At 62.5% G+C, this 18,131-nt stretch carries 15 protein-coding genes; 7 read left to right on the top strand and 8 right to left on the bottom strand.

The window, feature by feature from the left end:
* Positions 1-82: 82 nt before the first annotated feature.
* Together cydB and DOM32_RS07840 are read right to left on the bottom strand one after the other, a co-directional pair.
* The gene (gene cydB / locus DOM32_RS07835) at positions 83-1,084 is read right to left on the bottom strand and encodes a cytochrome d ubiquinol oxidase subunit II (protein ID WP_110632959.1); all 1,002 of its coding nucleotides are present in this window, start codon (positions 1,082-1,084) and stop codon (positions 83-85) included.
* A gap of 4 nt (positions 1,085-1,088) precedes the next feature.
* The gene (locus DOM32_RS07840; protein ID WP_110632962.1) at positions 1,089-2,501 is read right to left on the bottom strand and encodes a cytochrome ubiquinol oxidase subunit I; all 1,413 of its coding nucleotides are present in this window, start codon (positions 2,499-2,501) and stop codon (positions 1,089-1,091) included.
* A 573-nt stretch (positions 2,502-3,074) separates the two neighbouring features.
* Between DOM32_RS07840 and DOM32_RS07845 the strand changes: the two genes are divergently transcribed.
* The 4 genes from DOM32_RS07845 (at position 3,075) to DOM32_RS07860 (ending at position 7,498) form a co-directional block, all read left to right on the top strand.
* Positions 3,075-4,304 (top strand): multidrug effflux MFS transporter, encoded by a 1,230-nt coding sequence (locus tag DOM32_RS07845; protein ID WP_208625338.1) that lies wholly within the window; start codon positions 3,075-3,077, stop codon positions 4,302-4,304.
* A 168-nt stretch (positions 4,305-4,472) separates the two neighbouring features.
* On the top strand, positions 4,473-6,230 hold the full coding sequence (locus tag DOM32_RS07850) for a carbon starvation CstA family protein (RefSeq protein ID WP_110632965.1): 1,758 nt from the start codon (positions 4,473-4,475) through the stop codon (positions 6,228-6,230).
* A complete protein-coding gene (locus DOM32_RS07855) occupies positions 6,217-6,513 on the top strand; it encodes a cory-CC-star protein (RefSeq protein ID WP_110632968.1) in 297 nt (98 codons plus the stop codon). The genes DOM32_RS07850 and DOM32_RS07855 overlap by 14 nt, the downstream gene beginning before the upstream one ends.
* A 43-nt stretch (positions 6,514-6,556) precedes the next feature.
* Positions 6,557-7,498 (top strand): ArsA family ATPase, encoded by a 942-nt coding sequence (locus DOM32_RS07860; protein WP_157957040.1) that lies wholly within the window; start codon positions 6,557-6,559, stop codon positions 7,496-7,498.
* Between the two features lie 26 nt (positions 7,499-7,524).
* Here the strand turns inward: DOM32_RS07860 and DOM32_RS07865 are convergent, their stop codons facing one another.
* Complete coding sequence (locus tag DOM32_RS07865; protein WP_208625345.1) at positions 7,525-8,493, bottom strand: calcium/sodium antiporter; 969 nt, start codon at positions 8,491-8,493, stop codon at positions 7,525-7,527.
* 398 nt (positions 8,494-8,891) lie between these two features.
* Here DOM32_RS07865 and DOM32_RS07870 point away from each other — a divergent pair, with 398 nt between their 5' ends.
* The 3 genes from DOM32_RS07870 to DOM32_RS07880 are packed head-to-tail and all read left to right on the top strand — an operon-like array spanning position 8,892 to position 12,530.
* Positions 8,892-10,259, top strand: coding sequence for a PqiA/YebS family transporter subunit (locus tag DOM32_RS07870; protein ID WP_416221226.1), 1,368 nt, complete (start codon positions 8,892-8,894; stop codon positions 10,257-10,259).
* Entirely contained in the window at positions 10,252-11,904 is a 1,653-nt protein-coding gene (gene pqiB / locus DOM32_RS07875) for an intermembrane transport protein PqiB (RefSeq protein WP_110632980.1), read from the top strand. Before DOM32_RS07870 ends, pqiB begins: the two co-directional genes overlap by 8 nt.
* A complete protein-coding gene (locus DOM32_RS07880) occupies positions 11,901-12,530 on the top strand; it encodes a PqiC family protein (protein WP_244179853.1) in 630 nt (209 codons plus the stop codon). The genes pqiB and DOM32_RS07880 overlap by 4 nt, the downstream gene beginning before the upstream one ends.
* Before the next feature lie 174 nt (positions 12,531-12,704).
* On the opposite strand, the gene DOM32_RS07885 is transcribed toward DOM32_RS07880, so the two are convergent.
* The 5 genes from DOM32_RS07885 to cheZ form a co-directional block, all read right to left on the bottom strand.
* A complete protein-coding gene (locus DOM32_RS07885) occupies positions 12,705-13,403 on the bottom strand; it encodes an RNA polymerase sigma factor FliA (RefSeq protein WP_110632983.1) in 699 nt (232 codons plus the stop codon).
* A gap of 129 nt (positions 13,404-13,532) precedes the next feature.
* The gene (locus DOM32_RS07890; RefSeq protein WP_157957041.1) at positions 13,533-13,943 is read right to left on the bottom strand and encodes a flagellar protein FlhE; all 411 of its coding nucleotides are present in this window, start codon (positions 13,941-13,943) and stop codon (positions 13,533-13,535) included.
* Between the two features lie 110 nt (positions 13,944-14,053).
* Positions 14,054-16,138 carry a flagellar biosynthesis protein FlhA gene (gene flhA / locus DOM32_RS07895; protein WP_110632989.1) on the bottom strand — a complete coding sequence of 695 codons (2,085 nt, stop codon included), beginning with the start codon at positions 16,136-16,138 and terminating at the stop codon, positions 14,054-14,056.
* Positions 16,135-17,298, bottom strand: a complete 1,164-nt coding sequence (gene flhB, locus DOM32_RS07900) for a flagellar biosynthesis protein FlhB (RefSeq protein WP_110632991.1) — start codon at positions 17,296-17,298, stop codon at positions 16,135-16,137. Before flhB ends, flhA begins: the two co-directional genes overlap by 4 nt.
* Positions 17,299-17,448: 150 nt before the next feature.
* Positions 17,449-18,117, bottom strand: a complete 669-nt coding sequence (gene cheZ, locus DOM32_RS07905) for a protein phosphatase CheZ (RefSeq protein ID WP_110632994.1) — start codon at positions 18,115-18,117, stop codon at positions 17,449-17,451.
* Between the last annotated feature and the right edge of the window lie 14 nt (positions 18,118-18,131).

An 18,131-nucleotide genomic window follows, 5' to 3' on the forward strand; every position in this document is an offset into this window, starting at 1 on the left:
CTCGCACGTGAAGCGCTCGTACGTGAAGCGTTCATGCGTGACGCATTCGTGCGTGATAGACCTGCGGTTCGCCTCGCGGCACTCAATGGTAGCCCTCACCCACGCGGACCTTGCCGCGGAACACCCAGTAGGACCACGCGGTGTAGGTCAGCACGATCGGTACCACGAACAGCACGCCGATCAGGATGAAGAACTGGGATTCCGGCGCCGAGGCGGCGTCCCAGAGCGTGTAGTCCGGCGGAATCACGTAAGGCCAGCGGCTGACCAGCAGCCCCAGGTAGGTGAAGATGAACAGTCCCAGTGTCAGCAGGAAGGCCAGACCTTCACGCTGGCGACGAGTCGCCACGTAGATGCCCACGGCACACAGTAGCGCCGCGAACGGCAGCAGCCAGATCACCTGCATGTGGTCGAACCAGCGATCGAACACGCCCGGATCGATCCACGGGGTCCACAGGCTGACGATGACGAACACGGCCAGTACACCGATCAGCAGCTTGGGAATCAGACCTCGCGCCCATTCGCGAACGTGCCCTTCCGACTTCAGCACCAGCCAGGTCGCCCCCAGCAGGGTATAGCCGATCACCAGCCCGAGACCGGTCAGAATGGAGAACGGTGTCAGCCAGTCGAACGCCCCGCCGGTGTAGACGCGATCGGCAGTTTCGAAACCTTGAATATAGGCACCTACCACGCAGCCCTGCGCGAACGCTGCAACGAAGGAGCCACCGGCGAAGGCGGCATTCCACCAGCCGCGCGTGCGCTTGGACTTGAAGCGGAATTCGAACGCCACCCCGCGGAAGATCAGGCCGGCCAGCATCAGGAAGACGCCCAGGTACAGCGCTGGCAGCAAGATGGTGTAGACCAGCGGGAAGGCCGCGATGAGCCCGGCGCCGCCCAGCACCAGCCAGGTTTCGTTGCCATCCCATACCGGCGCGACGGAGTTCATCATCACGTCACGGGCGTCCTCGTCCGGGGCGAACGGGAACAGGATCCCCAATCCCAGATCGAAACCGTCCATCAGTACGTACATGATAACGCCAAAGGCGATGATGACGGCCCAGATCAGCGACAGATCGTACATTTCCATGGGCTTAACTCCTGGAAGACACTGTGGTGCCATCGAACGGCACATGGGAGGCGGACATCGGACGCATGGGGCGATCGGCATCGTGGACTTCTTCATCGCCGCGAAGATCGTCCAGCCCCTGACGCACGACCTTGAACAGGTAGTAGATACCGGCCCAGAAGATCACCGCATAAACCGCGAGATAGCCGATCAGCGTCGCCAGCACCATTCCGCCGGAAAGCGAAGGCGTGACGGCGTCGGCGTAGGAAAGAACGCCATAGACCAGCCACGGCGAGCGCCCGATTTCGGTCACGAACCAGCCGGCCAGCACTGCCACGAACGGCGCCAGACTCATCCCCTGCAAACCGTGCAGGAACCAGCGCGACGTATACAGCCGCCCTCCCCGGCGCAGCACCAGGCCGGCGATGGCGAACGCGATCATCAGAATGCCCAGCGCGACCATCACGCGGAAGCTGTAGAACACCATCCACACCGGCTGCTGCTCTTCGACGGGAATCTCCTTGAGCCCCGGCACCACGCCGTCGGCGTCGTGACGCAGAATCAGGCTGGCGCCATTGGGAATGCCGATCTCGGCACGGTTGGCCTGGAGATCGCGATCCGGCAGCGCGAACAGCAGCAACGGCACGTTGGACTGGGTTTCCCAGTTGCCTTCCATGGCCGCAATCTTCATCGGCTGATGCTCGAGCGTGTTGAGCCCGTGCTCGTCACCGACCCAGGCCTGCAGCGGGGCCAGAATCAGCAACAGCCACATGGTCATGGAGAGCGCTCGCTTGTGCGCCTCCACGTCACGACGCCGCAGCAGGAACCAGGCGCTGACGCCGCAAACCACGAAACCGCCGGTCAAGAATGCCGCCATCGCCATGTGCGTGAAGCGATACGGGAAGGAAGGATTGAAAATGGCTTCGACCCAGGAAGTGACATGCACCATGCCCTCACGAATCTCGTAGCCCTGCGGCGTCTGCATCCAGCTGTTGGTCGCCAGAATCCAGAATGCCGAGATGAAGGTACCGACCGCGACCATCAAGGCGGCGAAGAAATGCACCGATGGCGAGACGCGGTGACGCCCGAACAGCAGTACCCCGAGGAAACCCGCTTCCAGGAAGAACGCGGTAATGACCTCGTAGCTCAGCATCGGCCCGATGAAGTTCGAGGCGAACTGGGAAAAGTTGCTCCAGTTGGTGCCGAACTGAAACGCCATGACGATGCCGGAAACCACGCCCATGCCGAAGACGACGGCAAAGATCTTGGTCCAGAAAAGGCCCAGACGATCCCAGACCGTGTTGCCCGTCGCGACGAAGAGACCTTGCAACACCGCCACGTAGGAAGCGAGACCGATCGTGAAGACCGGGAAGATCGCATGAAAAGAAACCACGAAAGCGAACTGCAATCGTGAAAGCAGGATAGGATCTAACGCCATGGCTGACTCCTCGCAAGCGTTCAGGGCAGCGGTTCCCTCATGCCCTAACGACAGATGTTTCTTCGTTCTGTTTGCCCGTCGAACGACCATTGCAGCCGTCGATGCTTAACATCGCTTTACATCATAAGGAAAGTGTTCCCGTCGGCCGCCGTGTCCTGATGTCGCATGCCAGCGCCGACCTTTCCCTTTTTCTCCCTAGACAACCTAGGCAATAGTGCCGGAAGTCGCCAGTGGCGAGGGCTTGCGACCAGCCTTGAGGCTTACCGAGTGCGACGTCATGGCCTCGGTGGAATTCATCTCTGCGACAATCTGTCAGCCTGACTGGATCGAATCGGCCTACCCGCCTCTCTCCTCGCCCGCCCTTGCTGCTCCGCGCGGAGTCCCTTCATGCGTCGGGTGCTGTTCGTGAACCAGGCTCTTCCGACGATAAGCAAAGCGCTTCGACGACGTGGGCGCTCCAGTCAGACGCAAGGCTTTGGTCAAATAGTCATACAAAGCCGAATCGCGTAAGGTCCTAATGGCTACTGCGCTATTCGATAGCTCGTCAACCACCGCCACTTCACGAGGCGCTTCGTGACCGACCCCGCCACATCGACGTCCTCCTCCACGACGCAAGCCACGCCCGCGCGCGCAGTGCCGGCGCTATGGATGCTGGTTCTCATCACGCTGGCCGGCACGTTGGCCATGCATATTTTCGTACCGGCACTGCCCATTGCCGGCGAGGCGCTGAGCGCCGACAACGCCCAGATGCAGTTGACCATCAGCCTCTACATTCTGGGGCTGGCGATCGGTCAACTCTTCTACGGACCGCTATCCGACGCGGTGGGCCGGCGACCGGCATTGATGCTGGGCATGCTGATCTACAGCGTGGCGGGGATCGTTGCCTGGCAGGCGCAAAGCGTCGAAACGCTGATCACGGCGCGGTTTTTCCAGGCCTTCGGCGGCTGTGCCGGGCTGGCACTGGGCCGCGCCATGATCCGCGACACCGCTGCGCCGGACCGCGCCGTGCAACGGCTGGCCGTGCTCAATCTGGTCGTGGCCATCGGGCCGGCCATGGCGCCGCTCATCGGCAACCTGCTGACTACCACACTGGGTTGGCGTACCGTGCTGCTGGCGCTCTGCCTGATGGGCGTGGGCAATCTGCTGTTCGTCTGGCGGCTGATGCCGGAGACGGCGAAGCCCAGCGGCCGGGTCGACCTGCCCAACCTGGCGCATGAGTACCGAACGCTGATCCGCTCGCCGGCTTTCATCGGTTACGCCATCGGCGGCGGCTGTGTCACCACCGCGATGTTTGCCTTCGTTGCCTCGGCGCCGTTCATCTTCGTCGAACAACTGGGCAAGCCGGCAAGCCACGTGGCGTACTATCTTTCGTTGCTGATCCTGAGCATTTCGCTGGGCAATTTCATCACCAACCGCACCATCCAGCGTGTCGGGCTGGTTCGACTGATGCTGTCGGCCAGCTTTCTGAGCCTGGCCGGCGGACTATCGATGCTGACCATCGTGCTCGCCGGCTGGACTTCGGTCGTCACCCTCGAAGCCTCGATGCTGCTGTTCACCTTCGGCGTAGGCATGACCGGGCCGACGGCGTTGACGCTGGCCGTCGGCGTCAATCCTCGGGTCGTGGGCTCGGCGGCCGGTCTCTACGGATTCGCGCAGATGGGTATCGGCGCGCTCTGCACCGGGCTTGCCGGGCTGGGAGACAACCCGGCGCAGGCGGCAGCCGTGGTGCTCGCCACCGCTGCCATCATCGGCCAGATCGCGCTGAGGAGCGCCTTGCGGTTCGATCGCCAGCCGCATCATTGATCGCTTGCCTACCGCGCCGGCGGGACGCCTCGAATACCACCACACCCTTCGCGCCTGATGCGTTCGTCTAACGGAGCGCGCCACTCTTCTTCGGTAGGGTAGACGTACCACAACAACGCATGTGGGCGTGGTCCGTTCCACGCTCGCCATAACAATCAAGGAACGCGCATGAACGCTATCTGGATCGCCCTGTTTGGCGCCGTGTGTTTCGTGATGGGCTATCGCTTCTATTCGAAGTTCATCGCCGAACGCATCTACCGACTCGACGCCGATTTCCAAACCCCGGCGCACACCTATCGTGACGGCGTCGACTACGTCCCCACCAACAAGTGGATTCTCTGGGGCCACCATTTCACCTCGGTAGCTGGTGCAGCGCCCATCGTGGGGCCGGCCATCGCGATCTATTGGGGCTGGTTGCCGGCCATCCTGTGGGTCGTGCTGGGCACCGTATTCGCCGCCGGGGTGCATGACTTCGGGGCGGTAGTGCTTTCCAACCGCCACAAGGGCCACTCGATCGGCACGCTGGCCAACCGGCTGATCGGACAGCGTGCCAAGCTGCTGTTTTTGTTCATCATCTTGATCCTGGTGTTGATGGTCAACGCGGTCTTCGCCTGGGTCATCGCCAAGCTGTTCATTACCTTTCCGGCCAGCGTGCTGTCGGTCTTCATCCAGATTCCGCTCGCCGTGTGGATCGGCTATCGCGTCTATCGTCATTCGGGCTCGATGCTGCTGCCGTCGGTGATCGCTCTGGCCGTGATGTACGGTGCGGTGCTGCTGGCCAGCGAAGTGCCCTGGCTGCAGTTCGACCTCGTGAGCTGGTTCGGTGGCCCTGACGCGCCGGTCGTCGGTGGCTTCAACGGCACCTCGATGGCCTTTCTGGTGTGGATCGTGGTGTTGATGGTCTACGTCTACATCGCCTCGACGCTCCCCGTCTGGAAGCTGCTGCAACCGCGCGATTACATCAATTCGCACCAGCTGGTGGTCGGCCTGGCGCTGCTGTATCTGGGGCTGCTCTTCGGCGCGCCGGAAATGACCGCACCCAGCGTCAACAGCGAAGCGGACATCAGTTGGTACCCGCTGCTGTTCATCACCATCGCCTGCGGGGCGATCTCCGGCTTCCATGGCCTGGTCGCCTCGGGCACCACGTCCAAGCAGCTCGACAAGGAGACCGACGCCCGCATGATCGGCTATGGCGGCGCCCTGGGCGAAGGCATGCTGGCAATGATCGCGATCATTGCAGTGGGCACTCTGTTCGCCTCCGGCGCCGACTTCACCGCGACCTACTCGAGCTTTTCCGCGGCCGGCTCCAACGGCCTGGGCTCGTTCGTGCGGGGCGCCGGGCAGCTCGCCGGCAATCTCGGTATCCCCGAGCACATGGGGTCGACCCTGATCGCGGTGATCGTGGTGAGCTTCGCCGCTACCACGCTGGATACCGCCGTACGCCTGATGCGCTACATCATCGCCGAGCTGGGCAACGAGTACGGCATGCCGGTGATCGCTCGTAAGCACGTCGCGACCAGCATCGCCGTCGTCACAAGCGCCGCGCTGGTCATCCTGCCGGAAGGCCCCAACGGCTTCGGCTCGGGTGGCTACCTGCTATGGCCGTTGTTCGGCACCAGCAACCAGTTGCTGGCCGGCATTACGCTGATGCTGGTCTCGGTATGGCTCAAGCGCCAGGGCCGCCCGGTGGTATTCACCCTGGCTCCCATGCTGTTCCTGCTGGTCATGACCTTATGGGCCATGGGACAACAGGTGATTTTCACCTGGTCGGGCTTCGGCGATGCCGACCGCAACCTGCTGCTGTTCACCTTCGGCAGCCTGATCATGGTATTCACGCTGTGGATTCTGCTCGAAGCGTCGCGCAGCTTCCGCCAGGGTGGCCCGGCCGCGCAGCAGCAACCGCTGAGCTCCGATGAGTCACGCTGACGACGACGGTTCCGTGATCGCCCTGTGGCGATCACGGTTGCGTCGCGCGATCCAGGGGTACGACGCGGTCCTGAGCTTGCCGCACCGGCGCGAAATCGCCCGGGAGCTTCAGGATGAGGAGGACCTCTTCATGCTGCTGTGCTTCTGCGACATGATGGGCATTCCCAATCCCGTCAGCGACATGACCCTGGAGCTCTACCCGCACATGCTCGACCGCTTCCACGAGTGGCACACACGCCAGGGCATGCCGCGTTCGCCCCTGGCGGGCTTCCGCTGCTGTTAGCTGTTAGCCGTTAGCTAGAAGCATGTCCAACGAGGAGTTTTCCATGGCCAAGAGCATCTTCTTCGGCGGCAAGGGCGGTGTCGGCAAGACCAGCTGTGCCACCGCCTATGCGCTGAGCTGCGCGGAGGCCGGCTGGCGTACCTTGCTGGTCTCCACCGACCCGGCGCACAACCTGGCCGATCTGTTCGGACGCGCGCCGGGGCCGACGCCAACGCGCATGCAGGCCGATCTCGATGTCGTCGAACTCGACCCCGACCATGAAACGCAGCGCTACCTGGAGCAAGTGAAGGCCACACTGCGACCTCTGGTCAGCGGCGAGCGTAGCGCGGCGGTGTTTCGCCAGCTCGACCTGGCACGACACGCTCCCGGCACCGAGGAAGCCGCCCTGTTCGACGCCCTGGTCGGCCTGTTGCTGGATACCGGCGATAAGTACGATCGGCTGATCTTCGACACCGCGCCCGGCGGGCACACGGTACGCTTGCTGGCGCTCCCCGAGATCATGGGCGCCTGGGTGGAAGGGTTGATGCAACGCCGGCGCAAGGTGCGCAGCGACTACAAGGCGTGGCTCGGCGACGGCGAGGTCGTCGACGATCCTATTCAGGAAACGCTGATGCGACGCCGCGGGCGCCTCGCCGCTGCCCGCGAGCACCTGACCTGCCCCGCGCATTCGGCGGTGATCCTGGTCGCCAATCCGGAACGCTTGCCGGCGCTGGAAACCGCACGCACCCGCGAGCTGCTGGAAAGCCATGGCCTGCACGTCGGCGCCGTGGTGATCAACAAGTGCCTGCCCGCCGAGGTCGACAGTCAATGGCTCGCCAACTGGCGCGAGGAGCAACGCCCCTGGATCGAACATCTCGAGGCGTCGTTCCCCGACCGCGAGCGCATACGCATCGACCACCAGCCCCATGCGCCCGCTTCCTGCGGCGACCTGGCGCCTCTCCAGGAGGCGCTGGGCGGGCTGGTCCCCTGGCATGCTCACGCCTGAAAGACAGGCCGCTAGCGTCGATCCATCTACCGTGCGCCGACCACGCTGTAGACCAGCCATGCGGTGTAGGCCACGAAACTGGCAAGCAGCAGAGCGCCCTCCAGACGATTGATCCGCCCCTGCCCCTTGATCCCGATGCCGAATACCAGCAGAGCCAGGGTCAGCGCGGCCATCACGGGCCAGTCCCGAACCAGCACTTCCGGATCGACGCCGATGGGCTGAATCAGGCCGGCCAGCCCGACCACCGCCAGCGTATTGAACAGGTTGGATCCGACCACGTTGCCAATGACCAGATCGTGCTCGTTCTTGCGCACCGCGCTGATGGAAGAGGCAAGCTCCGGCAACGACGTGCCGATGGCGACCACGGTCAGGCCGATGACCAGATCGCTGACGCCGAACGCCTCGGCGATCGATACCGCGCCCCACACCAGAAAACGCGAACTGATGATCAGCAGTACCAGCCCGACCAGCGTCCAGGTCACGCTGCGCTTGAGCGACATGTTCTGCCCTGCGGTATCGGCCTCGACGTCGGTCTGCAAGGTATCTGTCCCCGGGCGGCGCGAGCGCCAGATGCTGTAGCCCAGGAAGCCGCCCAGCAGCAACAGCAGGATAACGGCATCGATGCGTGAGATCACGCCATCGAAGAGACACCAGAGCGAAATCAACGTCATCACGCCGAGCACCGGCAGCTCCTGGCGAATGACCTGGGAATGCACGGTCAATGGGCTGATCAACGCCACCAGCCCCGCGATCAGGGCGATGTTGGTGATGTTGGAACCATAGGCATTACCCAGGGCCAGGCCGGGGTTCCCCTGGACAGCCGCCAGCGCCGAGACCATCAGTTCGGGCGCGGAGGTGCCGAAGCCGATCACCACCATGCCAATCAACAGCGGCGGCAGCCCGAGATGACGAGCGGTGGCAGCCGCCCCATCCACGAAGCGATCCGCGCTCCATACCAGTACGACAAGACCGGCCACAATGGCCCCAAGCGCCATCCACACGTCGAGCTCCCCCTTTGACTATCAGTCGTCTTTATCAGTCGTCTCTATCAGACCCGGTCGACCTGACGGCCGAGCCTGTTCGTTTTGGTGCGTTCATCGCTTGGCGTCACCCCGCCGATTCGCGGACGAACGAGCCAACGTTCGATTTTCTCGCCTCCTATTCTGCCGGACAAACACGGCAGAGAAACGAAATGCTGGTGATTGTACTTCTTCGGCAAAGCCCTCATCACCTACTATAGTGTCCAAACGATTGAACTATCGGGTATTTTTTGGCGACGGCATTGCCGTCGAAACGGCCGCCGATAAACATGCATGCGCGTATGTATTCGAGTAAGATGGCCGTTTACGCAGCGCGACGCTTCCTCAATTCTGCTTCCGTGTTAGGTACTGCTTTGGCATCAGGCATCAACGACAACGGCACCGAAAAGGCGACTTTCCTGACGCCCCGGCGTACACGACGCCGTCTTCGCGCTTGTCACGAATGTGACTTGCTGGTCGCGTTGCCGCCGTTGCAACCCGGCCAGCGAGCCAGTTGCCCGCGCTGTGACCATACCTTGAGCCATCGCCATTTTCGTCCGGCCGAACGCAGCCTCGCGTTTGCCATCAGCGCCTTGATCGCGCTCGTGGCCGCGCTCTGCTTTCCATTCATCAGTTTCGAGGCACGCGGCGTCAGCAACGCCATCCAGCTCACCGACACCTCGGCAAGCCTGGTATCGTTGCACGAACCGTTCGTCGGCATTCTCGTACTGCTGACCATCGTCGTGCTGCCTGCCTTCTATCTGCTCGCCGTCATCTGGCTGCATCTCGGCTTGCTGCAACGTCGGCCGCTCCCGCGTAGCCACCGCATCGCGCGCGCGCTTTCGCACCTGGGGCCGTGGATGATGGCCGATGTCTTCGTGATCGGCACGCTGGTCAGCCTGATCAAGATCGCCGGCATGGCGTCAATCGATCTAGGACTGTCGTTCTGGTCATTCTGTGTCTACGCCCTTCTGCTGCTGCTGACCGCTCGCTCGATCGACACCGATTGGATGTGGTTTTCGCTGGCTGGAGAGCCGCTGGCGCCGGAGGGCTGTCGCCCCGGCCAGTCGGCGGCCGAGCAGGATCTCACCGGCTGCCCGACCTGCGGGCTGGTCACCCGGCTCAGCCACTTCGGCCGTGGCCGCTGTGCACGTTGTGGCGAGCCGTTGCGGTTTCGGAGCCCGCACAGCCTGCAGAAGACCTGGGCCCTGCTGATTGCGGCAACGCTGTGTTATATCCCGGCCAATCTCTATCCGATCATGACCACGACGTCGCTAGGCGACTCGACTCCCTCGACCATCATCGGCGGCGTGCTGATCTTTCTCGGCCATGGCGACTGGCCCATTGCCCTGATCATCTTTACCGCCAGCGTGGTGGTGCCGATCGGCAAGGTGTTCGCGCTGGCCTGGCTTTGTGTCACGGTCCGGCGCAGCGGGGAATCCCGCTTCAAGCACAAGCGCCAGACGCTCTACCGCATCACCGAGCTGATCGGCCGCTGGTCGATGATCGATGTCTTCGTGGTCGCCATTCTGGTCTCGCTGGTACACGCCGGATCACTGCTGTCGATCACGCCCGGGCCCGCGGCGCTGGCCTTTTCCGCCGTGGTCATCCTTACCATGCTGGCCGCCATCAGTTTCGATCCGCGTCTGATCTGGGACGCGCGCAACATGCAGCCTCCCATGCCGGCCGCGCTCAAGCGGCAATCTCCCTATTCGCCTGTCAAGGAAGTCGACGATGCCTGATTCGATGCAACGCGCCAAACGGGTGTCGCAGTCGCGGCTCTCCCCGATCTGGATAGTGCCGCTGCTGGCCGCCCTGATTGGCGCCTGGATGGTCTGGGACAACTTCTCCAGCCGCGGGCCGCTGATCACCTTGAACATGAAGAATGCCGAGGGCATCGAGGCCGGCAAGACACAGATCAAGACGCGCAATGTCCAGGTCGGACACGTGGAGGCCGTGCGGCTGTCGGATGATCTGTCGCATACCGTCATCACTGCGCGCATGTCCAACGATGCGGCACGCATGCTCAACAGCGATGCGCGCTTCTGGGTGGTCAAGCCGCGTATCGGGCGCGAAGGCATCAGCGGTCTGAACACCGTGCTTTCAGGGGCGTACATCCAGCTCGCGCCGGGCAAGAGCGAAGAATCCCAGGACAGCTTCGACGTTCTCGAACAGCCGCCGGTCGCGCCGCCCGACGCCCCGGGCCTACGCATCAATCTGGTGAGTCAGGTGGGCAACTCGCTCAGCGCCGGGGATCCCATCACCTATCAGGGTTATACCGTCGGTCGCGTCGAGAGTACCGATTTCGATCCCGACAAGCGGGAAATGCGCCACCGTCTCTTCATCCAGGCCCCCTACGACAGTCTGGTCACCGATACCACGCGGTTCTGGAGCTCTTCGGGTATCGATGTGCAGCTGGACTCCGAAGGGGTCAACGTCAATCTGGACTCCTTCGAGACACTGATCAGCGGTGGCGTGACCTTTGGCGTGCCGGAAGACATCACGCGTGGCAATCCCGCCAAGCAGGATGCGACCTATACGCTCTACAACAGCGAAGAGAGCGCGCGCGAAGGCACTTACGATCAGTACATCGAATACGTGCTGCTGGTCGACGATACCGTTCGTGGGCTCAGCCGCGGCGCGCCCGTCGAATATCGTGGTGTCCGGGTGGGTACCGTGGTCAGTGTTCCCTGGCACTTCACCGCGCCCCAACCCGATTCGTTGACCCAGTTCGCGATTCCGGTATTGGTTCGTATCGAACCGCAGCGCCTGGAAAGCAACGAGGATATCAATACGGATATCGACGACCAGGAGGTTCGGAACCGCTTCGAGACCATGTTCAAGGAATATGGCCTGCGAGCCACGCTCAAGGCGGGCAACCTGCTGACGGGCGCGCTGTTCGTCGATCTCAACTTCAGCGACGACGCGCCTCCCTACGAGGCGATGACGTTCGACGGCAAGCCGGTGTTCCCGACCATTTCCGGCGGCTTCGCGCAGATCGAGCAGAAGGTTTCCAACCTGCTCGACAAGCTCAACGAACTGCAGGTCGAACCGATTCTCGATCGCCTGGACGAGACCATGCAGACCTCCCAGCAGACGCTCGAACAGGTGCGCCAGATCGCCGAGTCGGTCAATTCCATCGTCTCCGACCCCGCGACTCAGCAGTTGCCGGGCAACCTCAATGACACGTTGCAGGAACTGCAGAACACGCTGAATGGGTTCTCTGCCGGTTCTTCGGGGTATCGTCAATTGAATGACACGCTCAAGCAGCTGGAGATGCTGACGCGGGATCTGCAGCCAGTCGCCAAGACCTTGAGCGAAAAACCCAACGCGCTGATTTTCGACCGTGAAGTTAAAACCGATCCCGTGCCGAGGGCTCCCCAATGATGAAGTCGTCCCTGCCCCGTTGGCGCCGAGTTGGCGCCACCGTCCTGCTGGCGATCGCCGCCGCGGCGCTTGCCGGCTGCGCCTCCCAGTCGACGCCGACCAACCGGTATACCCTGCCGAAGGCCGACAGTCCGCAGCAGGCGAGCGAACCTTCTCCGCAAGCGGCCACGCTGGCGGTCGGTCCTGTCGAGGTGGCCAGCTACCTCGACCAGGAAGGGATCGTCATGCAGACCAGCGATATCGAACTCAACGCGGCCAACCAGAACCTGTGGGCCGAGTCGCTGGGGCAGCAATTGACACGCCGTCTGCGGCAATCGCTGGCAGCGGATTTGCCGAATGTCGTGGTGCTGAACACCAGTCGCAGCGAAGCGAGCGCGCAACGACTGACGCTCAGTGTCGACCAGTTCCAGGGTCGCTATGACGGCCAGGCTGTGGCATCGGGGGAATGGCAGCTCCACGAGGGCAACGACCTGGTGGCACAGCGCCACTTCGCGGTCACGCAACCCTTGAGCGACGACGGCTATCCTGCCCTGGTGCGCACTCTCGGTGCCGTGTGGGACGACGTGGCGCGTCAGATCGCCGACGATATCCGCGCTGTCTCGACAACGTCGCCCGTCGCCGATTGAGCAACGCCAACGTCAAAGCGCCTATCGAACCTGCATGGCAACGTAGTCAGACATGTAGTCAGACAAAGTCTGCCATGCCGGGCTCGATAGACGCTCGGGAGCCGCCGGGTGTTTCTGGCGTGGGCAGAGAGCCCGATCTCGATCGGGAGCCCAGAGGATGAGTGATTCAGGCGATCAGTGATTCAGACGGCTGCGCAGACGCGCTACCGCCTGGCTGTGCAACTGGCAGACGCGGGATTCGCTGACGCCGAGCACGGCACCGATTTCCTTCAGGTTGAGCTCTTCCTGGTAATAGAGCCCCAGCAACAGCTTTTCTCGCTCCGGCAAGGCATCGATCGCCGCCATCACGTTGGTACGGTTGTCCGCATCGAGCAGTGCCTCCAGCGGCGATGGCAGACTGCCTTCCGCGACCGTGGCGACGCCATTTTCGGTGTCGCTCTCGTCGTACGTCAGCAGAAAGCCATTATTGGCATCGATCAGCAATTGATGATAGTCGTCCCGGGATATGCCCATCTCCTGGGCGATCTCGCGTTCGTCCGGCGCCCGTCCCAACTGCTGCTCCAGCCGGCGCACGGCCTGATCCAGTGCCCGGGCGTTTCGCCGCACGCTGCGCGGCATCCAGTCACGACTACGGAGCTCATCGATCATCGCGCCGCGAATGCGCTGGTTGGCATAAGTCGAGAAGCTCGCGCCGTGCGAATTGTCATAGCGCCCCATGGCGTCCAGCAGACCGAGCATGCCGGCTTGAACGAGATCATCGAGTTCCACGCTGGCGGGTAGGCGCACCTGGAGGGAGAGCGCGTGGCGTCTCACCATCGGCATGTACTGCTCAATCAATGCATGCTGATCGATTTTGCCCTGTGCGGTATACATCGAATGGCCTCGTGCAAAACACCTTACGGTCATGGGACGCATGACCTATACCCCATTATGCCTCGCGGCCGCCGAGCCAAGACGGCAAACTGCCAGTTTTCCAGCGGCTATTTCGGCTGTTTGTCAGCGTCACTGACGGTAGTCGACGATCAGTTGGCCGCTGGAGATTACCCGGTTGCCATTGGCATGCTCTCCCGGTGGCAACAGGAAGCGCAGCCGGAATGGAAGGGACGCGGCTCGCCCCGCAAAGCGCTGCGTTTCCCCCCGCGCTCGAACCAGCGGTAGACAGAGCTGTCCATGGCAGAGCCAGGTCTTTAATGTCGGCGCTGGCGTATCGGTCTGGAAAACCCAGCGAACGTTCGCGATCTCGCCCTGTTCCGCTGACGGCGGCAGCGTGATCGGCGCACTTTCCAGGGGGCGCTCCGACACGACGATCGTCTGGCGCGGCAGTTGGCCTATCCAAGTGCTCTGGGCCGCCGAAACTGGCGCGATCGCTCCCATGAAGACCATCACCCCGGTGGCGATCGCACCGACTAGCATGCAGGTGGCCTTTGAGCGCGCGCTCGGCGCCAGGGAAAACGCTCTTGATAAAGACGACGCCCGCGGCATCGCGGACAAGGCTCCCGTTCTCACCGACCGGAGATCGACAGTCATGACGATGCCCCGATGGTCGTGGTGACACGCAAGGTGCGATCGTCGGGAATCTCAGCCTGGGAAAGCACGACCAGAGACTTGATCTGGCGGCGCAAGAAACGCGCCAGCAGCGCCCGCAGGCCGTGTTGAACGACCAATACGGTCGGCTCGTCCCGGCTCTGCTGCCGCTCCACCGCGGCGGCGGTCTGCTGCATCAGCGTTTCGGCCAGCCCCGGTTCGAGCGCACCGCCGTTGTTGAGCGCTTGCGCCAGGACCTGCTCCAGGCGGGGCTCCAGCCCCATTACGTGCATCGGCTCTCGTCCCGGGAACCACTGTTGGGTAATTGCCCGGCCCAGCGCAACACGCACCAGCGCGGTCAACTCGTTGGCATCCGACTGCTGCGGCGCGTACTCCGCCAGCACGTCGAGAATCGTGTGCATGTCGCGGATCGGGACGTCTTCGGCAAGCAGGTTCTGCAGGATGCGTTGCAACGTCGTCAGCGCCAGCAGCTTGGGCACGACGTCTTCCACCAGCGATTTCTGCTGCTCCGCGACCTTGTCCAGCAGCTGCTGAACCTCGGCGCGTCCCAGCATGTCGCCGGCGTTTTCATGCAGCAGATGATTGAGATGCGTGGCGATCACGGTACTCGCGTCCACCACGGTATAGCCGTAGATCTGGGCTCGTTCCCGTTGCGCCGTATCGATCCAGTAGGCGGTCAGGCCAAATGCAGGATCCTGGGTGCGGGTGCCATCCAGCGTTCCGGAAACCTGGCCCGGGTCGATCGCCAGCCATTTGCCCGGGAATGCCTCTGCGCGACCGACTTCCACGCCTTTCAGGGTGATCACGTAGGTGTTGGGGCTGAGTTCGAGATTGTCGCGAATATGGACGACCGACGGCAGGAATCCGACATCCTGGGCGAACTTCTTGCGCACACTCTTGATGCGTCCCAGCAGTTCTCCCTGCTGGCGCTGGTCTACCAGCGGGATCAGGCGGTGCCCCACTTCCAGTCCCAGGGTATCGACCAGTTGCACGTCGTCCCAGCTCGCCTCCGGCGTTTCCTGTACCGCTGGGGGGGCCTTTTCTTCCACCGCGCGCACGGCCTTGACCTGCTCGCGCCGGGACATCCACCAGCCCAGCGATCCCAGGATCACGGCAAACAGCAGGAAGACGACGTTCGGCATGCCGGGGATCAGACCGAGCAGCCCCATGACGCCAGCCGCGAGGAACATGACCCGCGGGTTATTGAAAAGCTGACTCAACAGCTGCTGACCGACGTCCTGGTCGGTATTGACGCGAGACACCGTGACGCCCGCCGCCGTCGAGATCACCAGCGCCGGAATCTGGGCGACCAGGCCGTCGCCCACGGTCAGCAATGTATAGGTCTTCACGGCTTCGCCGAATGGCAGGCCATGCTGCGCCACACCGATCATCAACCCGCCGATCAGGTTGATCACCATGATCAGCAGGCCCGCCATGGCATCGCCGCGGACGAACTTGCTGGCACCGTCCATGGAGCCGTAGAACTCCGACTCCTGATTGATCTCGGTTCGCCGTCTGCGGGCCTCTTCCTCGCCGATCAGACCGGCGTTGAGGTCGGCATCGATCGCCATCTGCTTGCCGGGCATGGAGTCCAGAGTAAAACGCGCGCCCACTTCGGCAATTCGCCCGGCGCCCTTGGTGATGACCATGAAGTTGATCACCACCAGAATCAAGAACACCACCAGACCAACGGCGAAGTTGCCGCCGATCAGGAACTCGCCGAAGGCCTCGATCACCTTGCCCGCGGCATCGCCCCCTTCGTGGCCTTCCATCAGCACCACACGGGTGGATGCCACGTTCAGCGACAGTCGCAGCAGCGTCGAGAACAGCAGGACCGCCGGGAACGCCGCGAAGTCCAGCGGCTTTTCCGTGAACATGCTGACCAGCAGCACCATGATCGACAGCGCGATATTGAAGGTGAAAAAGAGATCGAGCGCGAATGGCGGTAACGGCAGGATCATCATGCTCAAGATCATGATGATCAGCACAGGGCCGGCCAGGATCTTGAACTGTGTGTCAGCCGGCCACTTGCGCTGACCGAACCACTGGGTGAGCGCGTTCATTCACTCTCCTTGGAAGAATCTGACGCCGCTTCATCTAGCGCTGGCGGCACGGGCAGGTCGCGAGGCGTTGGCGGTACATCGCCGCCGTCGGTTTCGACCTGTTTGAGACGGAAGGCCCAGGCCAGGACCTCGGCGACCGCCGTATAGAGATCGCCAGGTATTTCCTGTTCCAGATCGACATGGTGATACAGCGCACGCGCCAGCGGCGGCGCTTCCAGTCGCGGTATGCGATTTTCGTCGCCCAGTTCCCTGATCTTGGCAGCGACGTGATCGGCCCCCTTGGCAACGACCCGAGGGGCGGACATGGAATCCTGCTGGTAGCTCAGCGCCACGGCATAGTGCGTCGGGTTGGTCACGATCACGTCGGCGGTCGGCACCTTGCTCATCATCCGACGTCTCGCCATGGCCTGCTGCTGAGAACGTATGCGACCCTTGACGTGCGGGTCGCCTTCGCTCTCCTTGTGTTCCTGGCGAATGTCCTCGCGGCTCATGCGCAGCTTCTTGTTGTGGCTCCATATCTGATAGGGAACGTCGATCAGGATGACCAGTATCAAAGAGGCCACGATGAGCGCACAGCCCACGGCCGCCAAGCGCATCGCCGTGGCCAGCGCCTGCTGGATCGGCATCTCCATGAGACCAAGCAGCGTACCGTGCTGCGACCAAAGATACGCCACGCCGACGCCACCAACCAGCACCGACTTGGCGATGGCCTTTGCCAGTTCCGCCAACGCCTGGGTCGAGAACATGCGCTTTAAACCCTTGAACGGGTTCAGCTTACCCAACTGCGGCTTGAGCGATTTCGCCGAGACCAGCCAGCCACCCAGCATCGTCGGCCCCAGGATCGCCGCGGTCGTGAACAACAGGAACAGAGGCAGCAACGCCAATAGCGTATGCTGCCCCAGCACCCAGACGTGGCTCAGCATCCGAGCGCTGTCGAATGCCAGCCCGTGATCGAAAAGGAAGGACTGCTCCATGACGAGGCTCAGCTCGTCATAGAGATTGTTGCCCATGACCCACAGGCCCAGTACACCGCTGACCAGCAACAGGAAGGTGGCGAGTTCACGTGACCTTGCGACCTGCCCCTCTTCTCGCGCTTTCTCGATTCGTCTGGGCGTCGCCGGTTCGGTTTTTTCCTGATCGCTGTCGTTCTGCTCGGCCAAGCGCGCACTCCGCCACGAAAGGGGATGGATACCTGGACGCTATTCTGCTTGGAGAGAAGGAATATCAAACGGAGAAATAGCAGGATGTACACCCTGCTATTTCGGAAGGCTGGACATTGTCGATGGCCGGAAAGATCCTATCGGCCAAGATCAGAACCCGAGACTGTCCAGCAGGTCGTCGACCTGATCCTGGCTGCTGACGACATCGGCAGCCTGCGGATTGACCTGAGGGCCGTTGAGCAGCGAGTCGGATTGATCGGCCACGCGATTGGTACGTTCACGACGCTCGGTTCCCTCGGGCGCATTATCGATCAGCACCTGGAGCAGTTGCTGCTCGATCTCGTGGATCACGTCCATCATCTTCTTGATGACCTGGCCGGTGAGATCCTGAAAATCCTGCGCCATCATGATCTCGAGCAGTTGGGCGTTGGTGGCGCTGGTCTGCTTGGGCACGTTCTGCAGATAGGAACGGGTGTCCTTGACCAGCGCCTTGGCCTCGTCGAGCGCCTTGGGTTCGGCAAACCACTCGTCCCAACGCTTGTCGAGCGCGATCGCTTCGCTCTCGAGCGCATTCTGCAGAGGCTGGGCATGATCAATGGCATTGAGTGCGCGTTCTGCCGCCTGTTCGGTCATCGACGCGACGTAGCTGAGCCGGTCACGAGCATCCGGAATCGCCTGTGCCGCCTTCTCTACCTCCTTATCGAGACCCAGCTCACGCATGTTCTCGCGCAGCATGCGAGTCAGGTGACCGATACGGCGAATCAGATCGTCGGAAGCCACGCTTTCCGCACCGCTGCCTTGAGGGGTGGCACCACTCATGATCTACCCTCCGT

The sequence above is a fragment of the Salinicola salarius genome (assembly GCF_003206135.1).
Taxonomy (GTDB): domain Bacteria; phylum Pseudomonadota; class Gammaproteobacteria; order Pseudomonadales; family Halomonadaceae; genus Salinicola; species Salinicola salarius.